Source organism: Micromonospora haikouensis (assembly GCF_900091595.1).
Classification (GTDB): Bacteria; Actinomycetota; Actinomycetes; order Mycobacteriales; family Micromonosporaceae; genus Micromonospora; species Micromonospora haikouensis.
The window spans coordinates 150,165-175,544 of the sequence record NZ_FMCW01000012.1 but is presented as its reverse complement, the minus strand read 5'-3'; the positions used below and the strand labels follow the sequence as shown (position 1 = coordinate 175,544).

The following is a 25,380-nucleotide window of genomic DNA, read 5'->3' as shown; positions in this document are numbered from 1 at the left end:
CGGTCAGGTTACCGTCCGTCGGGACCCCGGCACCCGCCCGGCGAGATCGACGCCCGGTGCCGGCCCGGCGGCGCGACCGGTTGTTCGAACACATGTACGATTGCGGCCATGGCGACAGCAGCGGGGTCCATCGATCGGTCCGGTGCAGTGGACATCACCCGACGGCTGGCGGAGATCTGCGGCCCGCCCTTCGCACGGTTCGCGGGGGCGGCCGACGAGGTCGCCGGCGCACAGGCCCGGTGGGTGGCCGTGCCCGGTGCCCCGCAGGCCGCTGCCGAGGTGCTGCGGCTGGCCGCCGCCCACGACCTGACGGTGGTGCCCCGGGGCGCCGGCACGAAGATCGACTGGGGGGTCGCCCCCGCGCACGTCGACATCATGCTCGACACCGGGCGGCTGGCCGGCATCTGCCACCGGCCGGCCGACGGCGGCGTGGTCGAGATCGGCGCGGGCACCCCGCTGCGGGCCGCCCAGGCCACCCTGGAACGGGCGGGGCTGCGGCTGGCCCTCGACGCGCCCTCGCCCGGGGCCACCGTCGGCGGGGTGCTGGCCGCCGACGAGTCCGGCCCGCTGCGGCACTGCCACGGCGGCCCCTGCGAGCAACTGGTCGGCATGCGCTACCTGGACGCCGCCGGCGAGCTGATCAGTGCCGGCGGCGGCGCGCCCGGCCTGGAGCTGGCCCGGCTGCTGTGCGGGTCGCAGGGCGGCCTCGGCGTGCTCCTCTCCGCCACCCTGCGGGTGCAGCCGGTGCCGGCCAGCCAGGCCTGGGTCACCCGTCCGGTGTGGAGCCCGCTGGAGGTCGACGGCCTGGTCCGGGAGGTGCTCGCCGCCCGGCTCGACGCGGCGGCCGTGGAGCTGGACCTGCCGGCCCGCGCCAACCGGGCGCGCCCGCCGCTGCACCCCGACGCCCCGGAGGCCCTGGCCCGGGCCCGCCACCCTTCCATGTTCCGGCGCACGGTGACCCCGGCCGGCGCGGGCAGCCTGACCGTGCTGCTGGAGGGCGACCCCGCCGACGTCGCCGAACGCGCCGACGGCCTGCGCGGACTGTTCGGCGACGAGGCCAAGATCGAGCACTCGGCACCGCAGTGGTGGCGGCGCTATCCGTTCGGCCCCGGCGAGACCGCGCTGCGCATCGAGGTGCCGGTCGGCAACCTGCACGCCGCCGCCTACGCGCTGCGCGACGCGGCCGGCGGCCCGGTGCCGGTGCGCGGCTCGGCCGGTCAGGGCGTGCTGCACGCCGCCCTGCCCGGCACCCTGCCCGTCGATCGGGTGGCGTCCATCGTCGCCGGGGTGCGCGCCGTCCTGCTCGCCCGACGGGGCCGGTGCGTGGTGGTCGCCGCGCCACCTCCGGTGCGGGAGGCCGTCGACCTGTGGGGCGAGCTGGCCTCGCTGCCCCGGCTGCGGGCGGCGAAGGAATACCTGGACCCGCACCAGCGGCTCGCCCCGGGGCGCCTCCCCGGCGGCCTCTGACATCCACCCCGCGCAGGGCCGCCCCGCCTGCCGCGCGTGGGGGCGGGTCGCCGGGGGCGGCTGGGCGTGGGGGCGGCTCGCTGGGCGTGGGGCGGCTCGCGATGTCGGCGACATCGCGGTATCCCGGAGGCCGGGATACCTCCATGTCGCCGACATTGTGGCGCGGCCCCGCCCGGCGCAGGTCCGCGCCGGGCCGGGTGTCAGCGGCGGTCGTTGCGCAGCACGAGGATCGCGATGTCGTCGCGGGGCGTCTCGGCCGAGAACCCGATCGCCGTCGACCGCAGCCGGGCGGCCACCACGTCGGCCGAGTATCCGGCCAGCGGCGCGGCGGACTCCCGCAGCCGCTCCGTGCCGAACAGCTCCCGGCCGCGCCGGCGCTCGGTCACGCCGTCCGTGTAGAAGATCAGCGAGTCGCCGGGGGCCAGGGTCAGCTCGGCGGCCGGGGAGACGATCGCGTCGAGCAGGCCGAGCGCGGTGCCCCCGGCCCCGACGAACGCGGCCCCGTCGCCGGCGCGCAGCAGCACCGGGCGGTCGTGGCCGGCCAGGTGCAGGGACACGTCGAGCTGGTCGCCCTCGCCCGGCCCGACGGCCGCCAGCGCCAGCGTGCAGTAGCGCCCGCCGCCCCGCTCGACCAGCGTGTTGTTGAGCCGGCCCAGCGCCTCCGGCAGCGGCTTGCCGTCGCTGACCAGCACCCGGATGACGTCGCGGACCAGCCCGGTGACGGCCGCCGCCTCGACCCCCTTGCCGGACACGTCGCCGACCACCACGAGCCAGCGCCCGTCGGGCAGGGGGAGCACGTCGTAGAAGTCGCCACCCACCTCGGCGTCGTCGCCGGTCGGCACGTACTCGGCGGCGAAGCCGATGCCGTCGACGACCGGCAGGACCGGCGGCAGCAGCGACCGCTGGAGCGTCTGCGCCACCCGCCGCCGCTCGGCGTGGATGCGGGCGTTCTCGATGGCCAGGGCCGCCCGCCGGGCCACGTCCTCCAGCACGGCCACCTCGTCGGGGTCGTGCCGGTGCCGCTGGTGGCGGCCCACCGCGAGGGTGCCCAGCCGCTGCCCGCGCGCCACCAGCGGGACGGCGAAGCCCTCCATCGGCCCGCCCAGCGGCACCTGCGACCCGATCCGGGACGCCTCGCGCAGCCGGGACTGCACCGAGTCCGTCCCCGTCTCGCGGAGCACCTTGTGCAGCTGCGGCAGCACCGACTCGTCGGCGTGGGTGGCGGCCGCGAGTCGCAGCCGCCCCCACTCGTCGGCCGTGTGCACCGCGCACCACTGGCCGAGGCGGGGCACGACGAGCTGCGGGATCAGCACCATCGTCAGCTCGACGTCGAGGGACTGGGCGAGCAGCTCGCCCGCCTCGGCCAGGAACGTCAGCCAGGCCTGCCGGCGTACGTCGGCCCGGCGCAGCCGGTCGTTCTCCAGGTGCAGCGAGAGCCGTTCGGCGGTCAGCACCGCGAGCGGCCGCGCGTACGTCGAGGGGGCCGCGTCCAGCTCCAGCTCCCCGGTGTACGGCCGGTGCACCGCCAGCGGCACCCGCAGCAGCTCGTTGCCGGCGCGGGGAGTGCGACCGTAGCGGGCCAGCACCTGCCGGCCCAGCCCGTCGCCCCGGTCGAGCCGGACGAGGCCACCGGCCGCGCCGACCATCTCGGCGAGCCGGGTGAGCAGGTCGGTGGCGAAGTCCGGCAGCGGGTCGTCGGCGTACTGGTCGGGGGCGGTCTGCATCAGCTCGCTCATCGCCCCGGCGCTGGGCCCCGCGTGCTCCCCTCCGGCGGTCGACGTCGGCGTGCCCCCGGCGGCACCGGCCTGGGGGCCGGCGGCGACCGGCTGCCCGTCGGCGGCGCCGGAGCGGTCCAGCCGGAACCACACCCCCTTGCCGGTGGGCAGGTAGGTCGTGCCCCATCGACTGGCGAAATGGTCCACCAGCAGCAGCCCCCGGCCCCGCTCGGACACCTCGTTGATCTCCGAGGTGTCGTTGCGTACGCCGACGGTCAGCTCGTCGACGGATCCGGCGGCGAAGTCGGAGACCGTCACGGTGAGGCCGACGTCGTCGCCGACGACCTCGATGTCCAGTTCGGTGCGGGCGTGCTCGACGGCGTTGGTGGTCAGCTCGGTGGTGAGCAGCAGGGCCTCGTTGAGCAGGTCGTCGAGGCGCGCGGCGGCGAGCACGGACCGGACCAGGGCGCGGGCGGCGGCAGGTGTGCGCCGGTCGGCGGGCAGCCGGACCCGCCGGACGCGCTCGTCCGGACCGTCGAAGGCCGCCGGCCCCGCCTCCGCTGACACCTTCGTATCCTCCACCGCCGCCGGGCCCCGCGCCAAGCTGATCCGGCGGTCGGCCCGCCGCGCCGCGCGGGCCGGCGTCGGCGTCGACGGCGGTGTCGCCGGGCGTGGCGGGCCGGCGGGCGGCGCGTCCCCGGAGCCCAGCCGGGCACAATGAGGGAACGGCCGGTGCGTTCGACGGGCGCCGGCGGCCCCCGGAACTCAGCGAGGAATGCGATGACCACGGCGAAACACCCGGTAGCCGCGGACCCGTCCGCGCCGGACCAGGCCGCTCTGCTCGGCGAGCTGGCGGAGGCGCTGCGGCGCGTGCGTGGGGGTGACCTGAAGGTGCGGCTGCGGCCCCGGGCGGGCGCGGCCGGCGAGGTGGCGGACGCCTTCAACGAGGTGGTGGCCCTCCAGGAGCGGCAGCACCGCGACCTGCTGCGGATCAGCCGGGTCGTCGGTCGGGACGGCCGGCTCAACGAGCGCCTGGAGGAGGAGGGGCTGGAGGGTTCCTGGGCGGAGGACCAGCGGGCCGTCAACTCGCTGATCGACGGCCTGGGCCGGCCGACCACCGAGATCGCCCGGGTGATCGTGGCGGTGGCCGACGGCGACCTCTCGCAGCACATGGCGCTGGAGATCGACGGCCGCCCCCTGCGCGGCGAGTACCTGCGGATCGGCCGCACGGTCAACACGATGGTCGACCAGCTCTCGTCGTTCTCCAACGAGGTGACCCGGGTGGCCCGGGAGGTGGGCACCGAGGGCAAGCTCGGCGGCCAGGCCGACGTGCGCGGGGTGGCCGGCACCTGGAAGGACCTCACCGACTCGGTGAACACCATGGCGTCGAACCTGACCGGCCAGGTGCGGTCGATCTCCCAGGTGGCGACGGCGGTGGCCCGGGGCGACCTGTCGCAGAAGATCACGGTCGGGGCGCGCGGCGAGGTCGCCGAGCTGGCCGACACGATGAACTCGCTCACCGACACGCTGCGCCTCTTCGCCGAGCAGGTGACCCGGGTGGCGCGCGAGGTGGGCACGGAGGGCAAGCTGGGCGGCCAGGCCGACGTGCCGAACGTCGCCGGCACCTGGAAGGACCTCACCGACAGCGTCAACTCGATGGCGTCGAACCTGACGGCGCAGGTGCGCAACATCGCCCAGGTCTCGACGGCCGTCGCCCGGGGCGACCTGTCGCAGAAGATCACCGTCGCCGCGCAGGGCGAGATCCTGGAGCTGAAGGACACCGTCAACACGATGGTGGACCAGCTCAGTTCGTTCGCCGACGAGGTGACGCGGGTGGCGCGGGAGGTGGGCAGCGAGGGGAAGCTGGGCGGTCAGGCGCAGGTGCGCGGGGTCTCCGGCACCTGGCGCGACCTCACCGAGAACGTCAACCAGCTCGCCGGCAACCTGACCAGCCAGGTCCGCAACATCTCGCAGGTCTCGACGGCCGTCGCGAAGGGCGACCTGTCGCAGAAGATCACGGTGGACGCGCAGGGCGAGATCCTGGAGCTGAAGAACACCGTCAACACGATGGTGGACCAGCTCAGCTCGTTCGCCGACGAGGTGACACGGGTGGCGCGGGAGGTGGGCACCGAGGGCAAGCTGGGCGGCCAGGCCCAGGTCAAGGGCGTGCTGGGCACGTGGCGGGACCTGACCGACAACGTGAACTCGATGGCGTCGAACCTGACGTCGCAGGTGCGCAACATCGCCTCGGTGACCACGGCGGTGGCGAAGGGTGACCTGTCGCAGAAGATCACGGTGGATGCCCGGGGCGAGATCCTGGAGCTGAAGTCGACGGTGAACACGATGGTGGACCAGCTCAGTTCGTTCGCCGACGAGGTGACGCGGGTGGCGCGGGAGGTGGGCACCGAGGGCAAGCTGGGCGGTCAGGCCCAGGTGCGCGGCGTCGCCGGCACGTGGCGGGACCTGACCGACAACGTGAACTCGATGGCGTCGAACCTCACCGCCCAGGTGCGCAACATCGCCCAGGTCTCCACGGCGGTGGCGAAGGGTGACCTGTCGCAGAAGATCACGGTGGATGCCCGGGGCGAGATCCTTGAGCTGAAGTCGACGGTGAACACGATGGTGGACCAGCTCAGTTCGTTCGCCGACGAGGTGACGCGGGTGGCGCGGGAGGTGGGCACCGAGGGCAAGCTGGGCGGTCAGGCCCAGGTCAAGGGCGTCTCCGGCACGTGGCGTGACCTCACGGACAACGTGAACTCGATGGGGTCGAACCTGACGTCGCAGGTGCGCAACATCGCCTCGGTGACCACGGCGGTGGCGAAGGGTGACCTGTCGCAGAAGATCACGGTGGACGCGCAGGGCGAGATCCTGGAGCTGAAGAACACCGTCAACACGATGGTGGACCAGCTCCGGTCGTTCGCCGACGAGGTGACCCGGGTGGGCCGCGAGGTCGGCATCGAGGGCAAGCTGGGCGCACAGGCCCAGGTGAAGGGCGTCTCGGGCACCTGGCGGGACCTCACGGAGAACGTCAACCAGCTCGCCTCGACGCTCACCACCCAGCTCCGGGCCATCGCCGAGGTGTCGACCTCGGTGACCCGGGGCGACCTGACCCAGCGGATCGCGGTCGAGGCGCAGGGCGAGGTCGCCGACCTGAAGGACAACATCAACCAGATGATCGTCACCCTCCGGGAGACGACGAAGAAGAACGCCGAGCAGGGCTGGCTGGACTCCAACCTGGCCCGCATCGGCGGCCTGCTCCAGGGGCAGCGCGACCTCGGCGAGGTCTGCCGGATGATCATGATGGAGGTGACCCCGCTGGTCGACGCGCAGCTCGGCGCGTTCTTCCTGGCGGACACCTCGGACGGCAGCATGCGGCTGCGGCTGACCGCCTCGTACGGCTACGTGGCGCGGGGGCACGACGTCACGTTCGGGCCGGGCGAGGGACTGGTCGGGCAGGCCGCGCTCTCCCGCCGGACGATCCGGGTGAGCGCCTCGCCGGACGGCCGGCTCACCCTGCGTTCCGGGCTCGCCAACACCCCGCCGGCCGACCTGGTCGTGCTCCCCGTCCTGTTCGAGGGCGAGCTGCTCGGCGTGATCGAGTTCGCCGGCGTGGCGGCCTTCCCCGACCTGCACCTGACGTTCCTGGAGCGGCTGGTGCTGACCATCGGCGTGGCCGTCAACACCATCCAGGCCAACCGGCGCACCGAGGAGCTGCTGGCGCAGTCGCAGCGGCTGGCCCACGAGCTGCAGGAGCAGTCGGCCGAGCTGCAGCGCACCAACGCCGAGCTGGAGGACAAGGCCCAGCTCCTGTCGGAGCAGAAGGCCAACATCGAGACCCAGAACCGGGAGATCGAGCTGGCCCGGCTCGGCCTGGAGGACAAGGCGCAGCAGCTCACCCGGGCGTCGGCGTACAAGTCGGAGTTCCTGGCCAACATGAGCCACGAGCTGCGTACGCCGCTGAACTCGCTGCTGCTGCTCGCGCGGCTGCTGGTGGAGAACTCCGAGCAGAACCTCACCCCGAAGCAGATCGAGTTCGCCCGCACCATCCACGGCTCCGGCTCGGACCTGCTGCGCCTGATCGACGACATCCTCGACCTGTCGAAGATCGAGGCGGGCCGGATGGACGTCGAGCCGACGGAGGTCCAGTTCACCGAGATCCGGGGGTACGTCGAGCAGGCGTTCGCCCCGCAGGCGGAGGAGAAGGGCCTCGACTTCCAGGTGCGGCTGGCCAAGGAGCTGCCCCCGGCGCTGGTCACCGACGCGGGGCGGTTGCAGCAGATCCTGCGCAACCTGCTCTCCAACGCGGTGAAGTTCACCGACAACGGCGCGGTGACGCTGCGCATCGCCCCGGCCCCCGAGAACGTCGTGTTCGACGTCCCGGCGCTGACCAACGCCCGCCAGGTGATCGCCTTCACGGTGATCGACACGGGCATCGGCATCTCGGACGACAAGCTGTCGCTGATCTTCGAGGCGTTCCAGCAGGCGGATGGCACGACGAGCCGCCGGTACGGCGGGACGGGGCTGGGCCTGTCGATCAGCCGGGACCTGGCCCGTCTGCTCGGCGGGTCGATCACGGTCAGCTCGGCGCCCGGGGAGGGTTCGACGTTCACCCTCTACGTACCGGAGGTGCTGGCGCCGGACGCGGTGGTCGCGCCCGCGCCGCCCTCGCCGGCCCGGGCGGGCCTGCCGTCGTCGCTGCTCATGCCCCCGCTGGAGCTGCCGGAGCCGGCCGAGGCGCCGGGGACCCGCCGGCTGGAGGGCGTGACCGTGCTGATCATCGACGACGATGTGCGAAATGTCTTCGCTCTGACCAGCGCATTGGAGTTGCACGGTATGACCGTGTTGTACTCGGACAACGGGGCGGACGGGGTCCGCCTGCTGGCCGAGCATCCGGAGGTGGACATCGTGCTGATGGACGCGATGATGCCCGACCAGGACGGCTACGAGACGACCCGGCAGATCCGCCGCAACCACCACTTCGCCGACCTCCCGATCGTCTTCCTGACCGCGAAGGCCATGCCGGGGGACCGCGAGTCCGCGCTCGCGGCGGGAGGCAGCGACTACATCACCAAACCGGTCGACCTGGACGAGCTGATCGAGCTGATGTCGTCCTGGGTGAGCGGCAGCCGAGGCGAGGAGAGTTCGTGATTCAGACGGCCAAGGCGCTGCTGGTCGACGACCGGCGGGAGAATCTGATGGCCCTGGAGGCGATCCTCCAGGGGCTGCCGGTGCAGTCGGTGGCGGTGGAGAGCGGCGAGGCGGCGCTCAAGCAGCTGCTGGTGGACGACTTCGCGGTCATCCTGCTGGACGCGCAGATGCCCGACATGGACGGCTTCGAGACGGCCAGCCACATCAAGCGGCGGGAACGCACCCGGCACGTGCCGATCATCTTCCTCACCGCCGCCGACAAGGACGCCCAGCTGGCCCTGCGCGGGTATGCGGTCGGCGCGGTGGACTACCTGACCAAGCCGTTCGACCCGTGGGTGCTGCGGGCCAAGGTGTCGGTCTTCGTCGAGCTGTGGGTGAAGACCCGGCAGTTGGCCGCGCAGTCCGACCTGGTCCGCGAGCGCGAGACGCAGTGGCGGGCGCTCACCGACGCGGTCGACGAGGCCACGACGCTGCTGCGCGGCGACACCCCGGACGGCCGCGCCCGTGCCGTGGAACTCCTCGAACAGGCCCGCTGGGGCAACAGCCTCTAGGCCGCGCGGCGGCGGGGCGGGCCGACCGGCAGGGCGGTGGTCGGCACGGGGCGGGTCACCGGTCGGCCGGGTGCCTGCCGTGCCCGGTGGCGGCGCGCCGGGCCCGCCAGCGCTCGCCCAGCGAGTCGATCTCCTCCTGGACGAAGACGAAGAAGTCGCGCATCTCGGAGACCCGCTCGCCGGCCACGGTGCCGCGTCCGTTCAGGGCGTCGACCCCGCCGTCGGCGAGGTCGATGAGGTTCTTGTAGATCCCGGTCTTGGTGATGGTCCCCTCGTACCAGGGGTTGTCGGGCAGCCGGTACCGGTCGCGGCGGGAGCCCTTCACCGGCTCGCGGACCAGCATGCCGAACTGGGTCAGGTAGCGGACCGCGCCGGAGACGGCCGCCGCGCTGACGTCGAGCCGCTCGCCGATCTCGGCGGCGGTCAGCGGGTCGTCCGCGCTCATGACCGTGAACAGCACCCGGGCCGCCATCCGGGGGAAGCCGACCTCCGCGAAGGCCATGGCCATCCGCTCGACGAAGTGGTGGACCGCCTCCTCGTTGCGGCGGGGCGGATCGGCGGCGCTCATCGGGCTCTCCTCGGCGGTCGGGTATCTGATCGTGCCTCAGGTTCTACAGACTTCACAACTTTCTGAAATCACTGTAGCTTCGGAAGCGTGGAAACTCCGATAGAGATCTCCGGCCTGGTGAAGACCTTCGGCCGGACCAGGGCGCTCGACGGGCTCGACCTGACCGTCCGCGCCGGCGAGGTGCACGGGTTCCTGGGCCCCAACGGGGCCGGCAAGTCCACCGCCATCCGCGTGCTGCTCGGCCTGCTCCGCGCCGACGCGGGAGCCGTCCGGCTGCTCGGCGGCGACCCGTGGCGCGACGCCGTCGCCCTGCACCGCCGGCTCGCGTACGTGCCCGGCGACGTGACGCTGTGGCCCAACCTGACCGGCGGCGAGGTGATCGACCTGCTCGGCCGGATGCGCGGCGGCCTCGACCGCGCCCGCCGCGACGAGCTGCTCGCCGCCTTCGAGCTGGACCCCCGCAAGAAGGGCCGGGCCTACTCCAAGGGCAACCGGCAGAAGGTCGGGCTGGTCGCCGCCCTCGCCTCCGACGCCGAGCTGCTGATCCTCGACGAGCCCACCTCGGGGCTCGACCCGCTGATGGAGGAGGTCTTCCAGCACTGGGTCCGCCGGGCCCGCGCCGACGGCCGCACCGTGCTGCTCTCCAGCCACATCCTCGGCGAGGTCGAGGCCCTCTGTGACCGGGTGACGATCATCCGCAGCGGCCGGGCCGCCGAGGCCGGCACCCTGAGCGAGCTGCGCCACCTCCAGCGCACCAGCGTCGACGCCGAGCTGGCCGGGCCGCCGCACGGGCTGGCCGGGCTGCCCGGCGTGCACGACCTGCGGGTCGACGGCGACCGTGTCCGCTTCGACGTGGACACCCCGGCCCTCGACGCCGCGCTGCGCCGGCTCACCGAGATCGGCGTACGCAGCCTGGTCAGCCGGCCGCCCACCCTGGAGGAGCTGTTCCTGCGGCACTACGGGACGGCCGCGCCCGACGCCGCGCCGGCCGGGGCGACGCGATGAGCCGCGCAGCCGCCGCACGGGGCGACGCGACGAGCCGCCCGGCCACCGGGCGGGGCGGGCCGCTCACCGGCACCCGGCACCTGGTCCGGCTGATCCTGCGCCGCGACCGCGTCCTGCTGCCGATCTGGGTGCTGGTGATCGCCGTCCTCCCCGCCAGCTACGCGGCGACCTACGCCGAGCTGTACCCGACCGCCGCCCAGCGCGCCGAATACCTGGCCACCACCGCCGGCAACCCGTCGATCGTGGCGCTGCTCGGCCCCGCGTACGGCGACAGCGTCGGCGCGCTCGCCACCCAGCGGGCCGGGCTGCTGCACCTGATCGTGGGCCTGATCAGCCTGCTCGTCGTCGTCCGGCACACCCGCACCGAGGAGGAGGCGGGCCGGCGGGAGCTGCTCGGTGCCACCGTCCTCGGCCGGGCCGCGCCGCTGGCCGCTGCGCTGCTCGTCACGTACGCGGCGGACCTGCTGCTCGGGCTGCTCGTCGCCGGCGGCCTGGTCGCCACCGACCTGCCGGCCGCCGGCTCGGTGGCGTTCGGGCTGTCGGTGACCCTCGCCGGCATGTTCTTCGCCACCGTCGGCGCGCTCGCCGCGCAGCTCACCGAGAGCGCCGGCGCCGCCCGGGGGCTGGGCCTCGCGGTCCTCGGCGTGGCGTACCTGGTCCGGCTCGCCGGGGACGCCGGCGGGGTGGAGTGGCTGAGCCGGCTCTCCCCGCTGGGCCTGGCCCAGCGCACCCACCCCTACACCTCGGAGCGATGGTGGCCCCTGGCGGTGCTGGTCGTGCTGACCGCCCTGGTCGGGGCGCTGGCGTCGGGGCTGGCCGCCCGGCGGGACCTCGGTGCCGGCGTGCTGCCGCAGCGGCTCGGCCCGGCCACCGCCGGTGGTGCCCTCGCCGGCCCGCTGGGGCTGGCCTGGCGGCTCAACCGGGTCGCGCTGCTCGGCTGGACGGTCGGCGCGGCGGCGCTCGGGGCGGTGCTCGGCGGCGCGGCCGAGGCGGCCGGCAGCGCGGTGGAGGGCAACGAGGCCGTCGCCCGGCTGATGGAGCGCCTGGGCGGCTCCGCGTCGGTCGCCGAGGCGTACCTCGGGGCGACCCTGAGCATCACCGCCCTCGCCGCCGCCGGCTACGGCATCCAGGCCGCGCTGCGGATGCGGGCCGAGGAGACCGCCCAGCGGGCCGAGCCGGTGCTCGCCACCGGCGTGAGCCGGTCCCGCTGGCTGCTCGGCCACCTCGCCTTCGCCCTGCTCGGCCCGACGGCCGTGCTGGTCGTCACGGGCCTGGTGACCGGGCTCGCGTACGGCCTCAGCATCGGCGACGTCGCCGGGCGGGTGCCCCGGCTGACCGGGGCGGCGCTGGCGCACGTGCCGGCGGTGTGGGTGCTGGTCGGCGTGGCGGTGCTGCTGTTCGGCCTGCTGCCGCGCGTCAGCGTCGGGGTGGCCTGGGCGGCGCTCGCGGCCTGCCTGCTGCTCGGGCAGCTCGGCGCGGTGCTGGAGCTGAGCCAGTGGCTGCTGGACCTGTCGCCGTTCACCCACACCCCGCAGGTGCTGGGCGGCCCCGTCCCCCGCACGCCGCTGCTGGCGCTCACCGCCACCGCGGCGGCCCTGTCGGCGGCGGGCCTGCTGGCGTTCCGCCGCCGCGACCTGCCGCGCTGACCCGGGGTGCGACCGGCGCCCGGGTCAGTCGGCGGGCGCGCCGTTGCGGATCATGAGGGCCGAGCGCAGGCCCGTGATGTCCAGGACGCGCAGCAGGAAGTCGCCGACGTTGGTCAGGACCAGCAGGCTCTGCGCGTGGCTGGCCTTGCGGCTGAGGACGACCAGGGTGCCCAGGCCCTGGGAGTCGCAGAAGGTGACGCCGCCCAGGTCGAGGACGATGCGCGGCGGCGGGTCGGCCAGCGCCTCGTTGACGGCGGTCGAGAGCTGGGCGGCCGTGAGCATGTCGATCTCACCGGCGAGGCGAAGCACGGCTTCATCGCCCGTCCGGTGTACCGTGATGGACAGTTCGGCACGATCCACCCGGTCAGCCTATCGCGATCTCGCCCACCCGGCCCGTCGAGGCGACCAGGCGCGGCGGGGCCCGCCGCAGCGACCGTCCCAGCCCTCGTCGAGCCCCACCGCAGGGGTGAGCCCGGTAACCCCGATCAGGGGTGGGTGCCGATTCGCCGTCCGGCGCTGACACAATGGCCGCATCGTGACCGATGACTTCTCCGCCGGATCCGGCCGCTACCCAGCCGACGCGCCGGCCTCAGAGGCCCTGTTCGACCGCGCCCGCGCCATCGTGCCGGGCGGGGTCAACTCCCCCGTGCGCGCGTTCCAGGCCGTCGGCGGGACGCCGCGCTTCATGGTCCGGGGGGAGGGTCCCTGGCTCTACGACGCGGACGGTCGGCGCTACGTCGACCTCGTCTGCTCCTGGGGGCCGCTGCTGCTCGGGCACGCCCACCCCGAGGTGGTCGAGGCCGTCCAGGCCGCCGCCGCCCTGGGCACCAGCTTCGGCACCCCGACCCCCGGCGAGGTCGAGCTGGCCGCCGAGATCGTCGACCGGACCCCGGTCGAGCAGGTCCGGCTGGTCAACTCGGGCACCGAGGCCACCATGTCGGCGATCCGGCTGGCCCGGGGCCACACCGGCCGCTCCAAGATCATCAAGTTCGCCGGCTGCTACCACGGGCACGTCGACGCGCTGCTCGCCGCCGCCGGCTCCGGCGTGGCCACCCTCGGCCTGCCCGACTCGCCCGGCGTCACCGGCGCGGCGGCGGGCGAGACCATCGTGCTGCCGTACAACGACGTCGCCGCCGTCGAGGAGGCGTTCGCCGCGCAGGGGCAGCACATCGCCGCCGTCATCACCGAGGCGGCGGCCGGCAACATGGGCGTGGTCGCCCCGCGCGACGGGTTCAACGCCCAGCTCGCCCGGATCGCCCACGCGCACGGCGCGCTGCTCATCGTCGACGAGGTGATGACCGGGTTCCGGGTGTCCCGCTCCGGCTGGCACGGGCTCGACCCGGTCGACGCCGACCTGTGGACGTACGGGAAGGTCATGGGTGGCGGGCTGCCCGCCGCGGCCTTCGGCGGGCGCGCGGAGATCATGGCGCGACTCGCCCCGGCCGGGCCGGTCTACCAGGCCGGCACGCTCTCCGGAAACCCCCTCGCGTGCGCCGCCGGCCTGGCCACGCTGCGGCTGGCCGACGACGCCGTCTACCGCCGGCTCGACGACACGGCCGCCGTCGTGGGCAAGCTCGCCGCCGACGCGCTGGCCGCCGCCGGGGTCCCGCACCGCCTGTCGTACGCGGGCAGCATGTTCTCGATCTTCTTCACGGACGCCGACGTGGTCGACTACGACAGCGCGCGGACCCAGCAGGTCCCGGCGTTCCGGGCGTTCTTCCACTCGATGCTCGCCGACGGCGTCTACCTGCCGCCGAGCGCTTTCGAGTCCTGGTTCGTCTCGGCGGCGATCGACGACGCCGCCCTGGAGCGGATCGCCTCGGCCCTGCCGGCGGCGGCGAACGCGGCGGCAGCGGCAGGCAACGGGGGGTAACCGGTGAGCAAGACGGTGGTGCACGTGCTGCGGCACGGTGAGGTGCACAACCCGGGCCAGATCCTCTACGGCCGGCTGCCCGGCTTCCGCCTGTCGGAGCTGGGCGTGCAGATGGCCAAGGCGGCGGCCCAGGGGCTCGCCGAGCGGCACGTGGTGCACGTGGTGGCCAGCCCGCTCGAACGCGCCCAGCAGACCGCCGAGCCGATCGCCGCCCAGTTCGGCCTGCCCGTCGGGGTGGACGAGCGGCTGATCGAGAGCGCCAACTGGTTCGAGGGCAAGAAGGTCTCCCCGGGCGACGGGTCGTTCCGCGACCCGCGCAACTGGTGGGTGCTGCGCGACCCGGTCACCCCGAGCTGGGGTGAGGCGTACCGGGCCATCGCCGAGCGGATGTTCGCCGCCCTGCACGCGGCCCGCGTCGCCGCCGAGGGCCGGGAGGCCGTGCTGGTCTCCCACCAGCTCCCCATCTGGACCCTGCGCCGGTACGTCGAGCGCAAGCGGCTCTGGCACGACCCGCGCAAGCGGCAGTGCGGGCTGGCCAGCCTCACCTCGTTCCACTTCGACGGCGCGAAGGTGGTGGGCATCGGCTACTCGGAGCCCGCCGCGCACCTCGTCGCCACATCGCCGACCGCCCGGACGGCCAAGGGGGCCTGATGCCAGCCCGAAGGTGGATCGCCGGACTCCTCGCGGCCGTGACGGCCACGGCGGCGCTGGCCGGCTGCTCCGGCGACAGCCAGGAGCGGCGCTGCGCCACCACCGACGGGGTCATCGAGTGCGCCCCCGACGAGCGCTCCGCCGCGCCGAAGCTCGCAGGTGAGCTGCTCACCGGCGGCAGCTACGACATCGCGAAGGACCTCGGGCAGGTCGTCGTGGTCAACTTCTGGGGCTCCTGGTGCCCGCCCTGCCGGGCCGAGGCCGACGACCTGGAGGCCACCTACCAGGCCACCAAGGGCTCCGGGGTGACGTTCCTCGGCATCAACGTGCAGGACAACCGGGACAAGGCGCTCGCGTTCGAGTCCGGCCGGGTCACCTACCCGAGCCTGTTCGACCCGCCGAGCCGGCTGGCCCTCGCTTTCGACATCGCGCCGAACACCATCCCGGCCACCGTGATCCTCGACCGGGACGGCCGGGTCGCCGTGGTCATCCGGTCGGCGGTCACCCAGGACCGGCTGCAACCGATCGTCGAGCGGATCGCCGCCGAGAAGCCCGCGCCCGACGGTTCCCGCTGATGGGCGAGACCTTCCACGACATCGCCAGCGGCGGCCCGCTGCTGCTGGCCATCGGCGCGGCGGCGCTCGCCGGTCTGGTCAGCTTCCTCTCCCCGTGCATCCTCCCCCTGGTCCCCGGCTACCTGTCCTACGTGACGGGCCTGGCCGGCACCGACCTGGAGCGTGCAAGGAAGGGCCCCCTGTTAACGCCTTCTGTAGAGCAGGGGCCCCCTGTTAACACCCCCGCGCCGGGGGAGCCGGCCGGCGGCGGGGTCGCCGTGCGGGAACGGGCGGCGGAGCGTACCCGGGAGGGCAGCCGGACCGGCGCGGCCGTCAAGGGGCGGGTGCTCGCCGGGACGCTGCTCTTCATCGCCGGCTTCACCGCCGTCTTCACCGCCACCGCGATCCTCTTCGCCAGCGTCGGCCGGGTCCTCATCCAGTACGAGCGGCAGCTGGAGATCGGCGCGGGCGTGCTGATCGTCGTGCTCGGGCTGGCCTTCGTCGGAGTGCTCCCCGGCCTGCAACGGGAGTTCCGCATCCAGCGGCTGCCCGCCGCCGGCCTGCTCGGTGCCCCCGTCTTCGGCGCGGTCTTCGCGCTGAGCTGGATGCCCTGCACCGGCCCGACGCTCGCGGCGGTGCTCGGCATGGCCACCCCCGGCGGGCAGCTCGACCGGGCCGTGGTGCTCGCCGTGGCGTACTGCCTCGGGCTGGGGGTGCCGTTCGTCGTCTTCGGGCTGGCCTTCCACCGGCTGCTCGGGGTGTTCCGCGCCGTGCGGCGCAACAGCCGCTGGGTCACCCGCGTCGGCGGGGTCCTGCTGATCCTGATCGGCCTGGCGCTGGTCACCGGCGGGTGGACCAACTTCGTGATCTGGTTGCAGACCACCGTCGGCGTGGGCGAGGTGAGCATCTGATGACGGTCGTCGAGGACCGGCCGGCACCGCCGGCCGACGCCCCCCGCCGCCGGCCCAACCCCGTGCTGGCCCTGCTGCGCAACTCGTGGCGGCAGCTCACCAGCATGCGTACGGCGCTGATCCTGCTCTTCCTGCTCGCGGTCGCCGCCGTCCCCGGCTCGGTGCTGCCGCAGCGCGGGGTCAACCCGGAGAACGTCAACAAGTACTTCGCCGAGCACCCCGACCTGGCCCCGAAGCTGGACCGGATCGGCGCGTTCGAGGTGTTCGGCTCGGTCTGGTTCTCGGCGATCTACCTGCTGCTGTTCACCTCGCTGATCGGCTGCATCGTGCCCCGGCTGCGCGACCACGTGCGCGCCCTGCGGGCGAAGCCGCCGGCCGCGCCGAAGCGGCTCGACCGGCTGCCCCAGCACGCGGTGCTGACCGGCGTCGGCACGGCGGGCCCCGGAGCCGAGGCCGGCGTGGCCGACGCTGTCGCCGTCGAGGCCATCGCGGCCGAGCTGCGCCGGCGCCGCTGGCGGGTCCAGGTGCGCGGCACCGAGGTCTCCGCCGAGAAGGGCTACCTCAAGGAGACCGGCAACCTGCTGTTCCACACCTCGCTCATCGCCGTGCTGCTCGGGGTCGCGCTCGGCTCGTGGTACGGCTGGCACGGCAACAAGCTGCTGGTGGCCGGCCCGGACAACGCGTTCTGCAACACCCGGCAGCAGTACGCCGAGGCCAAGCTCGGCCCCCGCGTCGACAGCGCCGACCTGCCGCCGTTCTGCCTGACGCTGAAGAAGTTCGACGCGACGTTCCTGGAGTCGGCGCAGCCGGAGTCGTACCGGGCCACGGTCGACGTGGAGGAGCGGGGCCGGGCCACCCGCACCGCGTCCTTCTCGGTGAACGACCCGCTGCGCCTCGGCGGCGCCAACGTCTACCTGCTCGGCCACGGCTACGCGCCGGTCCTGCGCTACACCGACCGCTACGGCAAGACGCAGACCAGCAACTTCCCGTTCCTTACCACCGGGGACGCCACCCTGACCAGCGAGGGAGTGGCCGCGTTCCCCGACGTCAACGTCGACCCGGCCACGGGGAAGCGCAACGCCGACCTCCAGGTCGCCTTCGAAGGGCTCTACCTGCCCACCGCGCCGCAGCAGCCCCCGTTCACCCGGTCGGAGTTCCCGACCGAGCGCAACCCGGCGGTGGTGCTGGTCGCCTACCGGGGCAACCTGGGCATGGACGCCGGCATCCCCGGCTCGGTCTACCAGCTCGACCAGCGCCAGGTCAGCAACGGCAAGCTCAAGCAGATCGGCGACCGCAAGCTCGCCGTCGGCGAAAAGTGGACGCTGGACGACGGCAGCGTGCTGGAGTTCGTCGGCACGCAGCCGTACATCACGATCTCGGTCCGGTACGACCCCGGCTCGGCCCTGCTGCTGGTCAGCTCGACGACGCTGCTGATCGGCCTCATGGGCGCGCTGTTCGGCAAGCGCCGCCGGGTCTGGTTCCGCGTCACGCCGGCCGGGACGCCCCCGGCGACCGGCGCGACGGAGACTGCGGCGGACCCCGCCGGTGGATCTCCGACGGCCGGTAGTAGCTTGGTGGAGGCCGGTGGCCTGCCGCGCACCGACTATCCAGGGTTCGCCGACGAGTTCGCGCAGCTCGTCGCCGCCATCCGCGGCGACGGGACGCCGGGCGAGCGGGCCGGCGAGGCAACAGCGCGTGGCCCGGCCGGGACGCGAGAAGGAGCGCAGTGATGTCCGCACTCTCCGACCAGCTGGTCACGTTCGCGACCCTGGCGTACCTGATCGCGATGATCAGCCACGCCGTCGAGTACGCCCTGGGCAACGCCCGCGCCGTCGCCCGGCCCGCCGCGCCCGCGCGCGAGCTGGTCGGGGCGGGGGTGGGTGCCGGTGGCGGCGTCCTTCCCGACGGTCCCGTCGCCAAGGCCGACGCCCCGCCGGTCGGCGTCGACCGTTCGACGGCCCGGGGCCGGCTCGCCGGCCGCATCGCGGTGTGGATCACCGCGCTCGCCGCCGCGCTGCACCTCGGCGCCACGGTCACGCGCGGCATCGCCGCCGACCGGATGCCCTGGGGCAACATGTACGAGTTCGTGCTGACCGTGTCGTTCATCGGCACGGCGGCGTGGCTCGCCGTGCTGTGGAAGCGCCCCTCGCTGCGCCGCCTCGGGCTGTTCCTCACCCTCGTCATGGTGCTGCTGCTGGCGTTCGCCGAGCTGAAGCTCTATGTCGAGGTGGTGCCGCTGACCCCGGCGCTCAACTCCTACTGGTTCATCGTGCACGTGTCGACGATCAGCTTCTCGTCGGGCATCTTCCTGCTGGGCGTCGTGCCGGCGGTCGCGTTCCTCATGCGTAACGGCTACGAGCAGGGCAAGCGCAGCTTCCCGTACACCCTGGCGAAGCGGCTGCCGGCGGCGGCCGGCCTGGAGCGGCTGACCTTCTCGCTGCACGCCTTCGCGTTCCCGGTCTTCACCTTCGCGGTGATCGCCGGGGCGATCTGGGCGGAGGCCGCGTGGGGCCGGCCGTGGGGCTGGGACCCGAAGGAGACCTGGGCGTTCATCTCCTGGGTGGTCTACGCGGGCTACCTGCACGCCCGGGCCACCCCGAGCGTGCGACGCAACGTGGCGACCTGGCTCGCCATCGTCGGCTTCCTCACCGTGCTGATGAACCTGTTCGGCGTCAACTTCTTCTTCACCGGCCTGCACTCGTACGCCGGGGTGAGCTGACCCCGCCGGGCCCGACCCGCACGGGCGGGCCGGACCCGGCCCGGGTCAGTGGCAGGTGCCGGTGCCCGAGTCGGTGAAGGTGCCGCCGAGCACCGGCAGGAACTGCCAGGTGTAGCTGCTCGGGGAAAGCGTCAGCTTGAGCACGCCAAACGTGTTGCCGTTGCGGACCTGGCTGTTGGCGGCGGGCTCGGGGAACGTGCTCATCAGCGGGCGGCCCCCGGTGCCCGCCACCCACTCCCGGATGCCCCGGGCCGGGTCGGCGACCCCGGACGGGTTCTGCGGGGCGAACCGTTCGTACTGGTGGTTGTGCCCGTTGACGACGATCTCGGCCCCGGCGTCGTAGAGCGCCTGGAACAGGGGCCGCACGTTCGACGACGTCCGGCCGCCGGAGCTGAACAGCGGATGATGGTATTGGGCCAGGGTGCAGCGGGTCGGGTGCGCGGCCAGGTCCGCGCGCAGCCACCGTTCCTGCGCCGAGCCGGCCTGGCAGCCGCCCACCTGGGAGCAGTTGGTGTTCAGCACCACGATGTGCCAGCCGGCCTTGTCGAAGGAGTAGTAGCCCTTGCCGGGCGGCAGGACCGGGCCGAAGTAGTCGAAGGTGGGCTTGGCGTTGGCGGTCAGGTAGTCGTGGTTGCCGAGGATGGGCTTCGTCCGGTCCTTGAACTGGCCCCACGTCGGGCCGTAGCAGTTGGCGAGCTGGGCCGCCGTACCGCTGTCGGTGAGGTCGCCGCCGGCCATCACGGTGCCGGGCTCGCGGGCGATGATCTGCGCGGTCTGCGCCGCCCCGGTGGTGCTGCACGCGGAGATGTCCCCGGCGTTGAGCAGAACGTTGTCGCCGGTGGGCGGGGTGCCGGTGCCGACGATCAGCTGCGGGGCGAAGGTGGCGGACTCCCGGCTGTCGTAGAAGGCGCCGTCCGGGTTGGTGGACGACAGGGAGAAGGCGACGAGCCCGTTGCCGGTGACGGCGGCGGTGACGTCCAGCTCGTACCAGGTGTTGCTGCGCACCGTGCCGAGCGACCCGAGCGGTCCGCCGATCGACGGCGGCCGGGTGGCGTACGTCAGCGTGCGTTCCGACCAGTCGGTGCCGACCTGCTGTGCGGTGCCGCCGGCCGGGCTGGGGGCGTTGGTGACGCTCTGGACGTGCAGCCGAAGGCGGGCGCTGGTGACCGGGTCACTCAGCCGGGTGACCGTGAACTGGAGGTACGAGATCCGGGCCGGGGATGCGCCGACCATGAGCGAGTTGGTGCTGTTGAAGTTCGTGTTCGGGCTCGACGAGTTGACGTAGGTGTCCTGGCCGGGGAGGAACGTCACGGTCGTGGTGGCCGCCGTAGCCGGCGGCGCGCCGCCGAGCAGCCCGGCCACGAGGGCGAGGGCCGTCAGCACGCGGTGGGAAGCGCGTGTGCTCATGGGATCTCCGTCCGGGCCGGCCGACCGCCACGGCTCGCGGCGCTGCCTCCCGGCCCGCCCATACCCGGCGAGTGGACCCCGGGATCCGTCACCGTCGTGTCAACGGCTGGTCACCGCCGGGTGATCACCCCATCGACGCGGAGCGTCACCTGGTAGGCGATCTCCGGCACGTCGGCCAGCTCGATCCGGTCCGACCGCATGGCGAGCTGGGCGTGCAGCTCCCGGGCCACGGCGTCGCGGATGCGGACCAGCAGGGGCGAGAGGCCGTCCGGGTCGCCGGACACGTACGCGTCGTCCATGCCCCCATCCTGTCGCCGGGTGCGCCTTCGGAGCGAGCGCCAACCCGCTTCTGCGAGATGTCCAACTACACGAAGCAGTCCGGCATCCGCTACCCGGGCAGCCTGGCCGCCGTGATTCCACAACTGCTCCACCTGTTCCGGCTGCTGGCGGTGCGGGCCCCGGTGGTCGGTCAGGTGCCGAACCAGCCCGGGACGTCGAGCCGGAAGAAGTTCGGCTGGGCGACCCGGCGCAGGTCGTCCTCCAGGGCGCTCACCCGCTGCTCGCCCAGCGTCTGCGCCCACCGGGCCCGCAGCTCGTCGAAGAGGGTCGCCGAGCGGCGCAGCCCGTCGTGCCCCCGGTCGGTCAGCCGGATGAGCTTGCGCCGTGCGTCGGCGGGGTCGTCGGCGCGTTCCAGGTAGCCGAGGACGACGAGCCGGTCGACGGTCTTGCCGGCGGCCTGCTTGGAGACGCCGAGGCGGTGGCCCAGCTCGCTGGCGGTCGTGCCGGCCGGGCCGACGGCCTGAAGCACGAAGCCGTGCACCGGCCGTAGGTCCGCGTGCCCCTGCCGGGCCAGCTCCGCGTGCAGGTCGTCGACGAGGGTACGGAAGCCGGCCAGCAACAGCAGCGGCAGCAGGAAGCCGGGGCGCTCCGGGTCGGCCGTCGCCGTGTTCGCGGGGTCAGCCGTTGCCATGTTCGACAACCACGTTTACTATTTGGTCAACCACGTTGACTATCGTACGCGAAGAGGTTGTCCATGTCTCGATCGGCCTTCACCATCCACACCCTCGACACCGCGCCCGCCGCCGCCCGGCCCGCCATGGCCGGGGTCCGCCGCAAGCTCGGGCACCTGCCCGCCGCCGTCGCCCTGATGGCCGAGTCTCCGGAGCTGCTCAAGGGCTTCCTGGGCGCCGCCGCCGTCTTCGAGTCCACCGATCTCGACCCGGTCGCCCGCGAGGTGGTCGTGCTCACCGTCGCCGCCCGCAACGGGTGTCAGCTCTGCGTGGCCATGCACACCGCCACCCTGGCCCGACACGACGGCACCACGGCACTGATCGAAGCGCTGCGCGCCGGGGCGGCGCTGCCCGCACCGCGACTCGAAGCGCTGCGCCGGTTCACCGTCGCCGTGCTCGATCACCGGGGCGACGTCCCCGACGAGGAGGTGGCCGCCTTCCTCTCGGCCGGCTGGCGGCCCCGGCACGCGCTGGACGTCGTGCTCGGCATCGGCGCGTACACCATCTCCACCTTCGCCAACCGCCTCCTGGACGCCCCCCTCGACCCGGCTCTGCCCGACCCGGCTCCTCTCGACCCAGCTCGTCTCGGCCCGGCTCTTCCCGGTGATCAAGAGAAAAGTGTCACCGCATAGATCAACTCTGACGCTCTTCTCTTGATCACCGATCCGGGGGGCGGGGCAGGGGGCCGGGGTGGGGTGGGTCAGTCGTGTAGGAAGGGGAGCAGGAGGGCGGTCAGCTTGGCCGGGCGCTCCTCGAAGAGCCAGTGGCCGCAGTCCTCGACCACTCGGCCCTCGACCGTGCGGGCATACCGGCGCACCTGGTCGGCCACCTGCCCGCCGAGGCTGGCCGCGGCCCCGATGGCGAGCACCGGCATCGGCAGCGGTCGCTTCCGGTACGCCGCGTTGTCCACGACGTCCTGCCCGAACGCCCGGAAGTAGGCGAAGCTCGCCCGCAGGTGCGCCGGGTCGGTCAGATGTCGGGCGTACTCCTCGATGTCGTCCGCGCCGATGCTGCCCTTGTGCACCATGATCGAGTCGGTGAAGCGGTCCACCCAGAGGGACTCCCGGCCGGCGACCAGCTCCTCCGGCAGGCCGTTGGCGAGGTTGAAGAAGCCGAAGTTCCACACCGCCGGCCCGGCGGCGGTCAACGCGGGGAACGCGTAGATGCTCTCGTCGGGGATCGGCGCCTCGGTCAGCACCAACCGGGACACCTCGGCGGGTGCGCGGCGGCGTAGGCGTACGCGACCATGGTGCCGACGTCGTGGCCGACCAGCCGGATGTCGCCGGCCAGGCCCAGGCCGGTCAGCAGCCCGTGCAGGTCGGCGGCGACGGTCTTCTTGTCGTACCCGTCGGGCGGGGCGTCGCTGTCGCCGAAGCCGCGCAGGTCGGGGGCGATCACGTGGTACGAGTCGGCCAGCTCCGGCAGCAGCCCCCGCCACATCCGCCAGCACTGCGGGTAGCCGTGCAGCAGCACCAGGGTCGGTCCCCGGCCGCCCCGGACGTAGTTGATCGCCACCGCGCCGACCTGGGTCCGCTGCTCGGTGAACCCCGCCGGCACCCGTCCGTCGCCCATCGCCGCCCCCTCTCCCACCCCCGGCGGCCCGACCACCCGGCGCACCGCCACCCGATCCAACGAGCGCCGGTCGGCTGTGGAGACGCCCACCGCCCGCTGACCGGGCTTGTTAACAGGGGGCCCTTCCTCTACGGAAAGCGTTAACAAGGGGCCCTTCCTTGCACCTCAGCACGGTGCGGGAGACTGGGGGGCATGGCGGTTCGTGGGTTTCCGTACACCGATCTGTTGGACTTCCTCGCGGCCCTGGAGCGGGCGGGGGAGCTGCGCCGCGTCCGCGTCCCCGTGGACCCGACGTTGGAGATCAGCGAGATCGTCACCCGGACCGTGCGCGAGGGCGGCCCCGCGTTGCTGTTCGAGCGCCCCACCCGGGGCGAGCTGCCGGTGGCGATCAACCTGTTCGGCACCGAGAAGCGGATGGCGATGGCGCTGGGCGTCGACTCGCTCGACGAGATCGGCGCGCGGATCGGCGCGCTGATCAAGCCGGAGCTGCCCGTCGGCTGGTCCGGCATCCGCGAGGGCCTCGGCAAGGTCATGCAGCTCAAGTCGGTGCCGCCGCGCAAGGTCAAGACGGCCCCCTGCCAGCAGGTGGTCTACTCCGGCGACGACGTCGACCTCGGCCGGCTGCCCGGCCTCCAGGTCTGGCCCGGCGACGGCGGGATCTTCCACAACTACGGGCTCACCCACACCAAGCACCCCGAGACCGGCAAGCGCAACCTCGGCCTCTACCGGCTCCAGCAGCACTCCCGCAACACCCTCGGCATGCACTGGCAGATCCACAAGGACTCCACCGCCCACCACGCGGTCGCTGAGCGGCTCGGCCAGCGCCTGCCCGTCGCGGTCGCGATCGGCTGCGACCCGGTCGTCTCGTACGCGGCCAGCGCGCCGCTGCCCAGCGACATCGACGAGTACCTGTTCGCCGGGTTCCTGCGCGGCGAGCGGGTCGAGATGGTCGACTGCCTCACCGTCCCGCTCCAGGTCCCCGCGCACGCCCAGATCGTGCTGGAGGGCTACCTGGAGCCCGGCGAGCGGCTGCCCGAGGGGCCGTTCGGCGACCACACCGGCTTCTACACCCCGGTCGAGCCGTTCCCCGTGCTGCACATCGAGACGATGACCATGCAGCGCGACGCCGTCTACCACTCGATCGTCACCTCGAAGCCGCCGCAGGAGGACCACGGCCTCGGCAAGGCCACCGAGCGGATCTTCCAGCCGCTGCTCAAGCTGCTGATCCCCGACATCGTCGACTACGACCTGCCGGCCGCCGGGGTCTTCCACAACTGCGCGATCGTGTCGATCCGCAAGCGCTACCCCAAGCATGCCCAGAAGGTGATGAACGCCATCTGGGGCGCGCACCTGATGTCGCTGACCAAGCTGATCGTGATCGTCGACGAGGACTGCGACGTGCACGACTACCACGAGGTCGCGTTCCGGGCGTTCGGCAACGTCGACTACGCCCGCGACCTGCTGCTCACCGAGGGGCCCGTCGACCACCTCGACCACTCCTCCTACCAGCAGTTCTGGGGCGGCAAGGTCGGCGTCGACGCCACCCGCAAGCTGGCAGGCGAGGGCTACACCCGGGGCTGGCCCGAGGAGATGACCATGGCACCGGAGGTCGTCTCCCTGGTCGACAAGCGCTGGAAGGAGTACGGGATCTGATGGCCACCGCCGCCGCTGCGCCCGCGCGGCCGGGCCGCGTCAAGTCCTTCCTCAAGCTCGTCGCGATCGAGCACTCCGTCTTCGCGCTGCCGTTCGCGTACCTGTCGGCGCTGACCGCGATGCAGGTCGACGGCGGCCGGGTGCGCTGGCTCGACCTGCTGCTGATCACCGTGGCGATGGTCGGGGCGCGGACGTTCGCCATGGCCGCCAACCGCATCCTCGACCGGCGGATCGATGCGCGGAACCCGCGTACCGCCGCCCGGGAACTGGTCACCGGGGCGGTGAGCGTGCGGACGGCCTGGACCGGCGCGGGCGTCGCGCTCGTGGTGTTCCTCGCCGCCGCCGCCCTGCTCAACCCGCTCTGCCTGGCGCTCGCGCCGCTCGCGGTGGTCCCGCTGGTCGTCTACCCGTACGGCAAGCGGTTCACCAACTGGCCGCACGCGATCCTCGCGGTCGCCCAGGCGGTCGGCCCGGTCGGCGCGTGGCTCGCCGTCACCGGCACCTTCGCCGGCTCGTGGCCGGCGTTTCTGCTCGGCGCGGCCGTCGGCCTGTGGATCGGCGGCTTCGACCTGATCTACGCCTGCCAGGACGCCGAGGTGGACCGCGAGATCGGCGTGCACAGCGTGCCCGCGCGGTACGGGCTGCGGTTCGCCCTGCACGCCTCCACCGTCGCGCACGTGGTGACGTTCGCGCTGTTCGTCTGGTTCGGGGCGCTCGTCGGGTTCGGCTGGCCGTGGTGGATCGGGCTGGCCCTCACCGCCGCCGCGTTCGGCTACCAGCACCTGGTGGTCAGCCCGACCGACCTGAGCAAGGTCAACCGGGCGTTCTTCACGGCGAACGGGTTCGTCGGCATCGCGCTGTTCGTGTTCGCGCTGGTCGACCTCGTGGCCAGACTGGGCCTGCGCCCCTGAGCCAGCCCTCGCCGCCGCC

General features: G+C 73.3%; 22 protein-coding genes. 14 read left to right on the top strand and 8 right to left on the bottom strand.

Going from position 1 to position 25,380, the window contains the following annotated elements; translation table 11 throughout:
- Positions 1 to 108: 108 nt before the first annotated feature.
- Complete coding sequence (locus GA0070558_RS14440; RefSeq protein ID WP_091279658.1) at positions 109 to 1,467, top strand: FAD-binding oxidoreductase; 1,359 nt, start codon at positions 109 to 111, stop codon at positions 1,465 to 1,467.
- A 200-nt stretch (positions 1,468 to 1,667) separates the two neighbouring features.
- Here GA0070558_RS14440 and GA0070558_RS14435 read toward each other — a convergent pair whose 3' ends face one another.
- Positions 1,668 to 3,749: a SpoIIE family protein phosphatase gene (locus tag GA0070558_RS14435; protein WP_091279654.1), complete on the bottom strand. Its 2,082-nt coding sequence runs from the start codon at positions 3,747 to 3,749 to the stop codon at positions 1,668 to 1,670.
- A 213-nt stretch (positions 3,750 to 3,962) separates the two neighbouring features.
- Here GA0070558_RS14435 and GA0070558_RS14430 point away from each other — a divergent pair, with 213 nt between their 5' ends.
- Together GA0070558_RS14430 and GA0070558_RS14425 are read left to right on the top strand one after the other, a co-directional pair.
- On the top strand, positions 3,963 to 8,330 hold the full coding sequence (locus tag GA0070558_RS14430) for a HAMP domain-containing protein (protein WP_091279651.1): 4,368 nt from the start codon (positions 3,963 to 3,965) through the stop codon (positions 8,328 to 8,330).
- Positions 8,327 to 8,881, top strand: coding sequence for a response regulator (locus tag GA0070558_RS14425; RefSeq protein WP_091279648.1), 555 nt, complete (start codon positions 8,327 to 8,329; stop codon positions 8,879 to 8,881). Before GA0070558_RS14430 ends, GA0070558_RS14425 begins: the two co-directional genes overlap by 4 nt.
- Before the next feature lie 55 nt (positions 8,882 to 8,936).
- On the opposite strand, the gene GA0070558_RS14420 is transcribed toward GA0070558_RS14425, so the two are convergent.
- Complete coding sequence (locus GA0070558_RS14420) at positions 8,937 to 9,449, bottom strand: GbsR/MarR family transcriptional regulator (protein WP_091279644.1); 513 nt, start codon at positions 9,447 to 9,449, stop codon at positions 8,937 to 8,939.
- An 87-nt stretch (positions 9,450 to 9,536) separates the two neighbouring features.
- Here GA0070558_RS14420 and GA0070558_RS14415 point away from each other — a divergent pair, with 87 nt between their 5' ends.
- Both GA0070558_RS14415 and GA0070558_RS14410 read left to right on the top strand, forming a co-directional pair.
- Positions 9,537 to 10,454 carry an ABC transporter ATP-binding protein gene (locus tag GA0070558_RS14415; protein WP_077935610.1) on the top strand — a complete coding sequence of 306 codons (918 nt, stop codon included), beginning with the start codon at positions 9,537 to 9,539 and terminating at the stop codon, positions 10,452 to 10,454.
- Positions 10,451 to 12,100, top strand: coding sequence for an ABC transporter permease (locus tag GA0070558_RS14410; RefSeq protein WP_256091939.1), 1,650 nt, complete (start codon positions 10,451 to 10,453; stop codon positions 12,098 to 12,100). The genes GA0070558_RS14415 and GA0070558_RS14410 overlap by 4 nt, the downstream gene beginning before the upstream one ends.
- A gap of 24 nt (positions 12,101 to 12,124) precedes the next feature.
- Here GA0070558_RS14410 and GA0070558_RS14405 read toward each other — a convergent pair whose 3' ends face one another.
- Complete coding sequence (locus tag GA0070558_RS14405; RefSeq protein ID WP_043961324.1) at positions 12,125 to 12,460, bottom strand: STAS domain-containing protein; 336 nt, start codon at positions 12,458 to 12,460, stop codon at positions 12,125 to 12,127.
- Between the two features lie 175 nt (positions 12,461 to 12,635).
- Between GA0070558_RS14405 and hemL the strand changes: the two genes are divergently transcribed.
- The 6 genes from hemL to ccsB are packed head-to-tail and all read left to right on the top strand — an operon-like array spanning position 12,636 to position 18,808.
- Complete coding sequence (gene hemL, locus GA0070558_RS14400; protein ID WP_091279641.1) at positions 12,636 to 13,973, top strand: glutamate-1-semialdehyde 2,1-aminomutase; 1,338 nt, start codon at positions 12,636 to 12,638, stop codon at positions 13,971 to 13,973.
- 3 nt (positions 13,974 to 13,976) lie between these two features.
- Positions 13,977 to 14,624, top strand: coding sequence for a histidine phosphatase family protein (locus GA0070558_RS14395; RefSeq protein WP_043961327.1), 648 nt, complete (start codon positions 13,977 to 13,979; stop codon positions 14,622 to 14,624).
- Positions 14,624 to 15,199 (top strand): TlpA family protein disulfide reductase, encoded by a 576-nt coding sequence (locus tag GA0070558_RS14390; protein WP_091279638.1) that lies wholly within the window; start codon positions 14,624 to 14,626, stop codon positions 15,197 to 15,199. The genes GA0070558_RS14395 and GA0070558_RS14390 overlap by 1 nt, the downstream gene beginning before the upstream one ends.
- Positions 15,199 to 16,089, top strand: coding sequence for a cytochrome c biogenesis CcdA family protein (locus GA0070558_RS14385; protein WP_091279636.1), 891 nt, complete (start codon positions 15,199 to 15,201; stop codon positions 16,087 to 16,089). The genes GA0070558_RS14390 and GA0070558_RS14385 overlap by 1 nt, the downstream gene beginning before the upstream one ends.
- Positions 16,089 to 17,819, top strand: a complete 1,731-nt coding sequence (gene resB / locus GA0070558_RS14380; RefSeq protein ID WP_091279632.1) for a cytochrome c biogenesis protein ResB — start codon at positions 16,089 to 16,091, stop codon at positions 17,817 to 17,819. Before GA0070558_RS14385 ends, resB begins: the two co-directional genes overlap by 1 nt.
- Positions 17,819 to 18,808, top strand: coding sequence for a c-type cytochrome biogenesis protein CcsB (gene ccsB, locus GA0070558_RS14375; protein WP_091279628.1), 990 nt, complete (start codon positions 17,819 to 17,821; stop codon positions 18,806 to 18,808). The genes resB and ccsB overlap by 1 nt, the downstream gene beginning before the upstream one ends.
- A 45-nt stretch (positions 18,809 to 18,853) precedes the next feature.
- On the opposite strand, the gene GA0070558_RS14370 is transcribed toward ccsB, so the two are convergent.
- The 3 genes from GA0070558_RS14370 to GA0070558_RS14360 form a co-directional block, all read right to left on the bottom strand.
- A complete protein-coding gene (locus GA0070558_RS14370; protein WP_218106996.1) occupies positions 18,854 to 20,215 on the bottom strand; it encodes a CBM96 family carbohydrate-binding protein in 1,362 nt (453 codons plus the stop codon).
- Positions 20,216 to 20,325: 110 nt separating this feature from the next.
- Positions 20,326 to 20,514, bottom strand: a complete 189-nt coding sequence (locus GA0070558_RS14365; RefSeq protein WP_043961338.1) for a hypothetical protein — start codon at positions 20,512 to 20,514, stop codon at positions 20,326 to 20,328.
- Between the two features lie 170 nt (positions 20,515 to 20,684).
- Complete coding sequence (locus GA0070558_RS14360; protein WP_091279625.1) at positions 20,685 to 21,185, bottom strand: MarR family winged helix-turn-helix transcriptional regulator; 501 nt, start codon at positions 21,183 to 21,185, stop codon at positions 20,685 to 20,687.
- Between the two features lie 63 nt (positions 21,186 to 21,248).
- Here GA0070558_RS14360 and GA0070558_RS14355 point away from each other — a divergent pair, with 63 nt between their 5' ends.
- Positions 21,249 to 21,857, top strand: a complete 609-nt coding sequence (locus tag GA0070558_RS14355) for a carboxymuconolactone decarboxylase family protein (protein ID WP_091279622.1) — start codon at positions 21,249 to 21,251, stop codon at positions 21,855 to 21,857.
- 68 nt (positions 21,858 to 21,925) lie between these two features.
- Here GA0070558_RS14355 and GA0070558_RS34340 read toward each other — a convergent pair whose 3' ends face one another.
- Together GA0070558_RS34340 and GA0070558_RS34335 are read right to left on the bottom strand one after the other, a co-directional pair.
- Positions 21,926 to 22,426, bottom strand: a complete 501-nt coding sequence (locus tag GA0070558_RS34340; RefSeq protein WP_256091938.1) for an alpha/beta fold hydrolase — start codon at positions 22,424 to 22,426, stop codon at positions 21,926 to 21,928.
- Positions 22,417 to 22,887: an alpha/beta fold hydrolase gene (locus GA0070558_RS34335; RefSeq protein ID WP_256091937.1), complete on the bottom strand. Its 471-nt coding sequence runs from the start codon at positions 22,885 to 22,887 to the stop codon at positions 22,417 to 22,419. Before GA0070558_RS34335 ends, GA0070558_RS34340 begins: the two co-directional genes overlap by 10 nt.
- A 102-nt stretch (positions 22,888 to 22,989) precedes the next feature.
- On the opposite strand from GA0070558_RS34335, the gene GA0070558_RS14345 reads away from it, so the two are divergent.
- Positions 22,990 to 24,450, top strand: a complete 1,461-nt coding sequence (locus tag GA0070558_RS14345; protein ID WP_091279618.1) for a menaquinone biosynthesis decarboxylase — start codon at positions 22,990 to 22,992, stop codon at positions 24,448 to 24,450.
- A complete protein-coding gene (mqnP, locus tag GA0070558_RS14340; RefSeq protein ID WP_077935625.1) occupies positions 24,450 to 25,361 on the top strand; it encodes a menaquinone biosynthesis prenyltransferase MqnP in 912 nt (303 codons plus the stop codon). The genes GA0070558_RS14345 and mqnP overlap by 1 nt, the downstream gene beginning before the upstream one ends.
- Positions 25,362 to 25,380 lie beyond the last annotated feature (19 nt).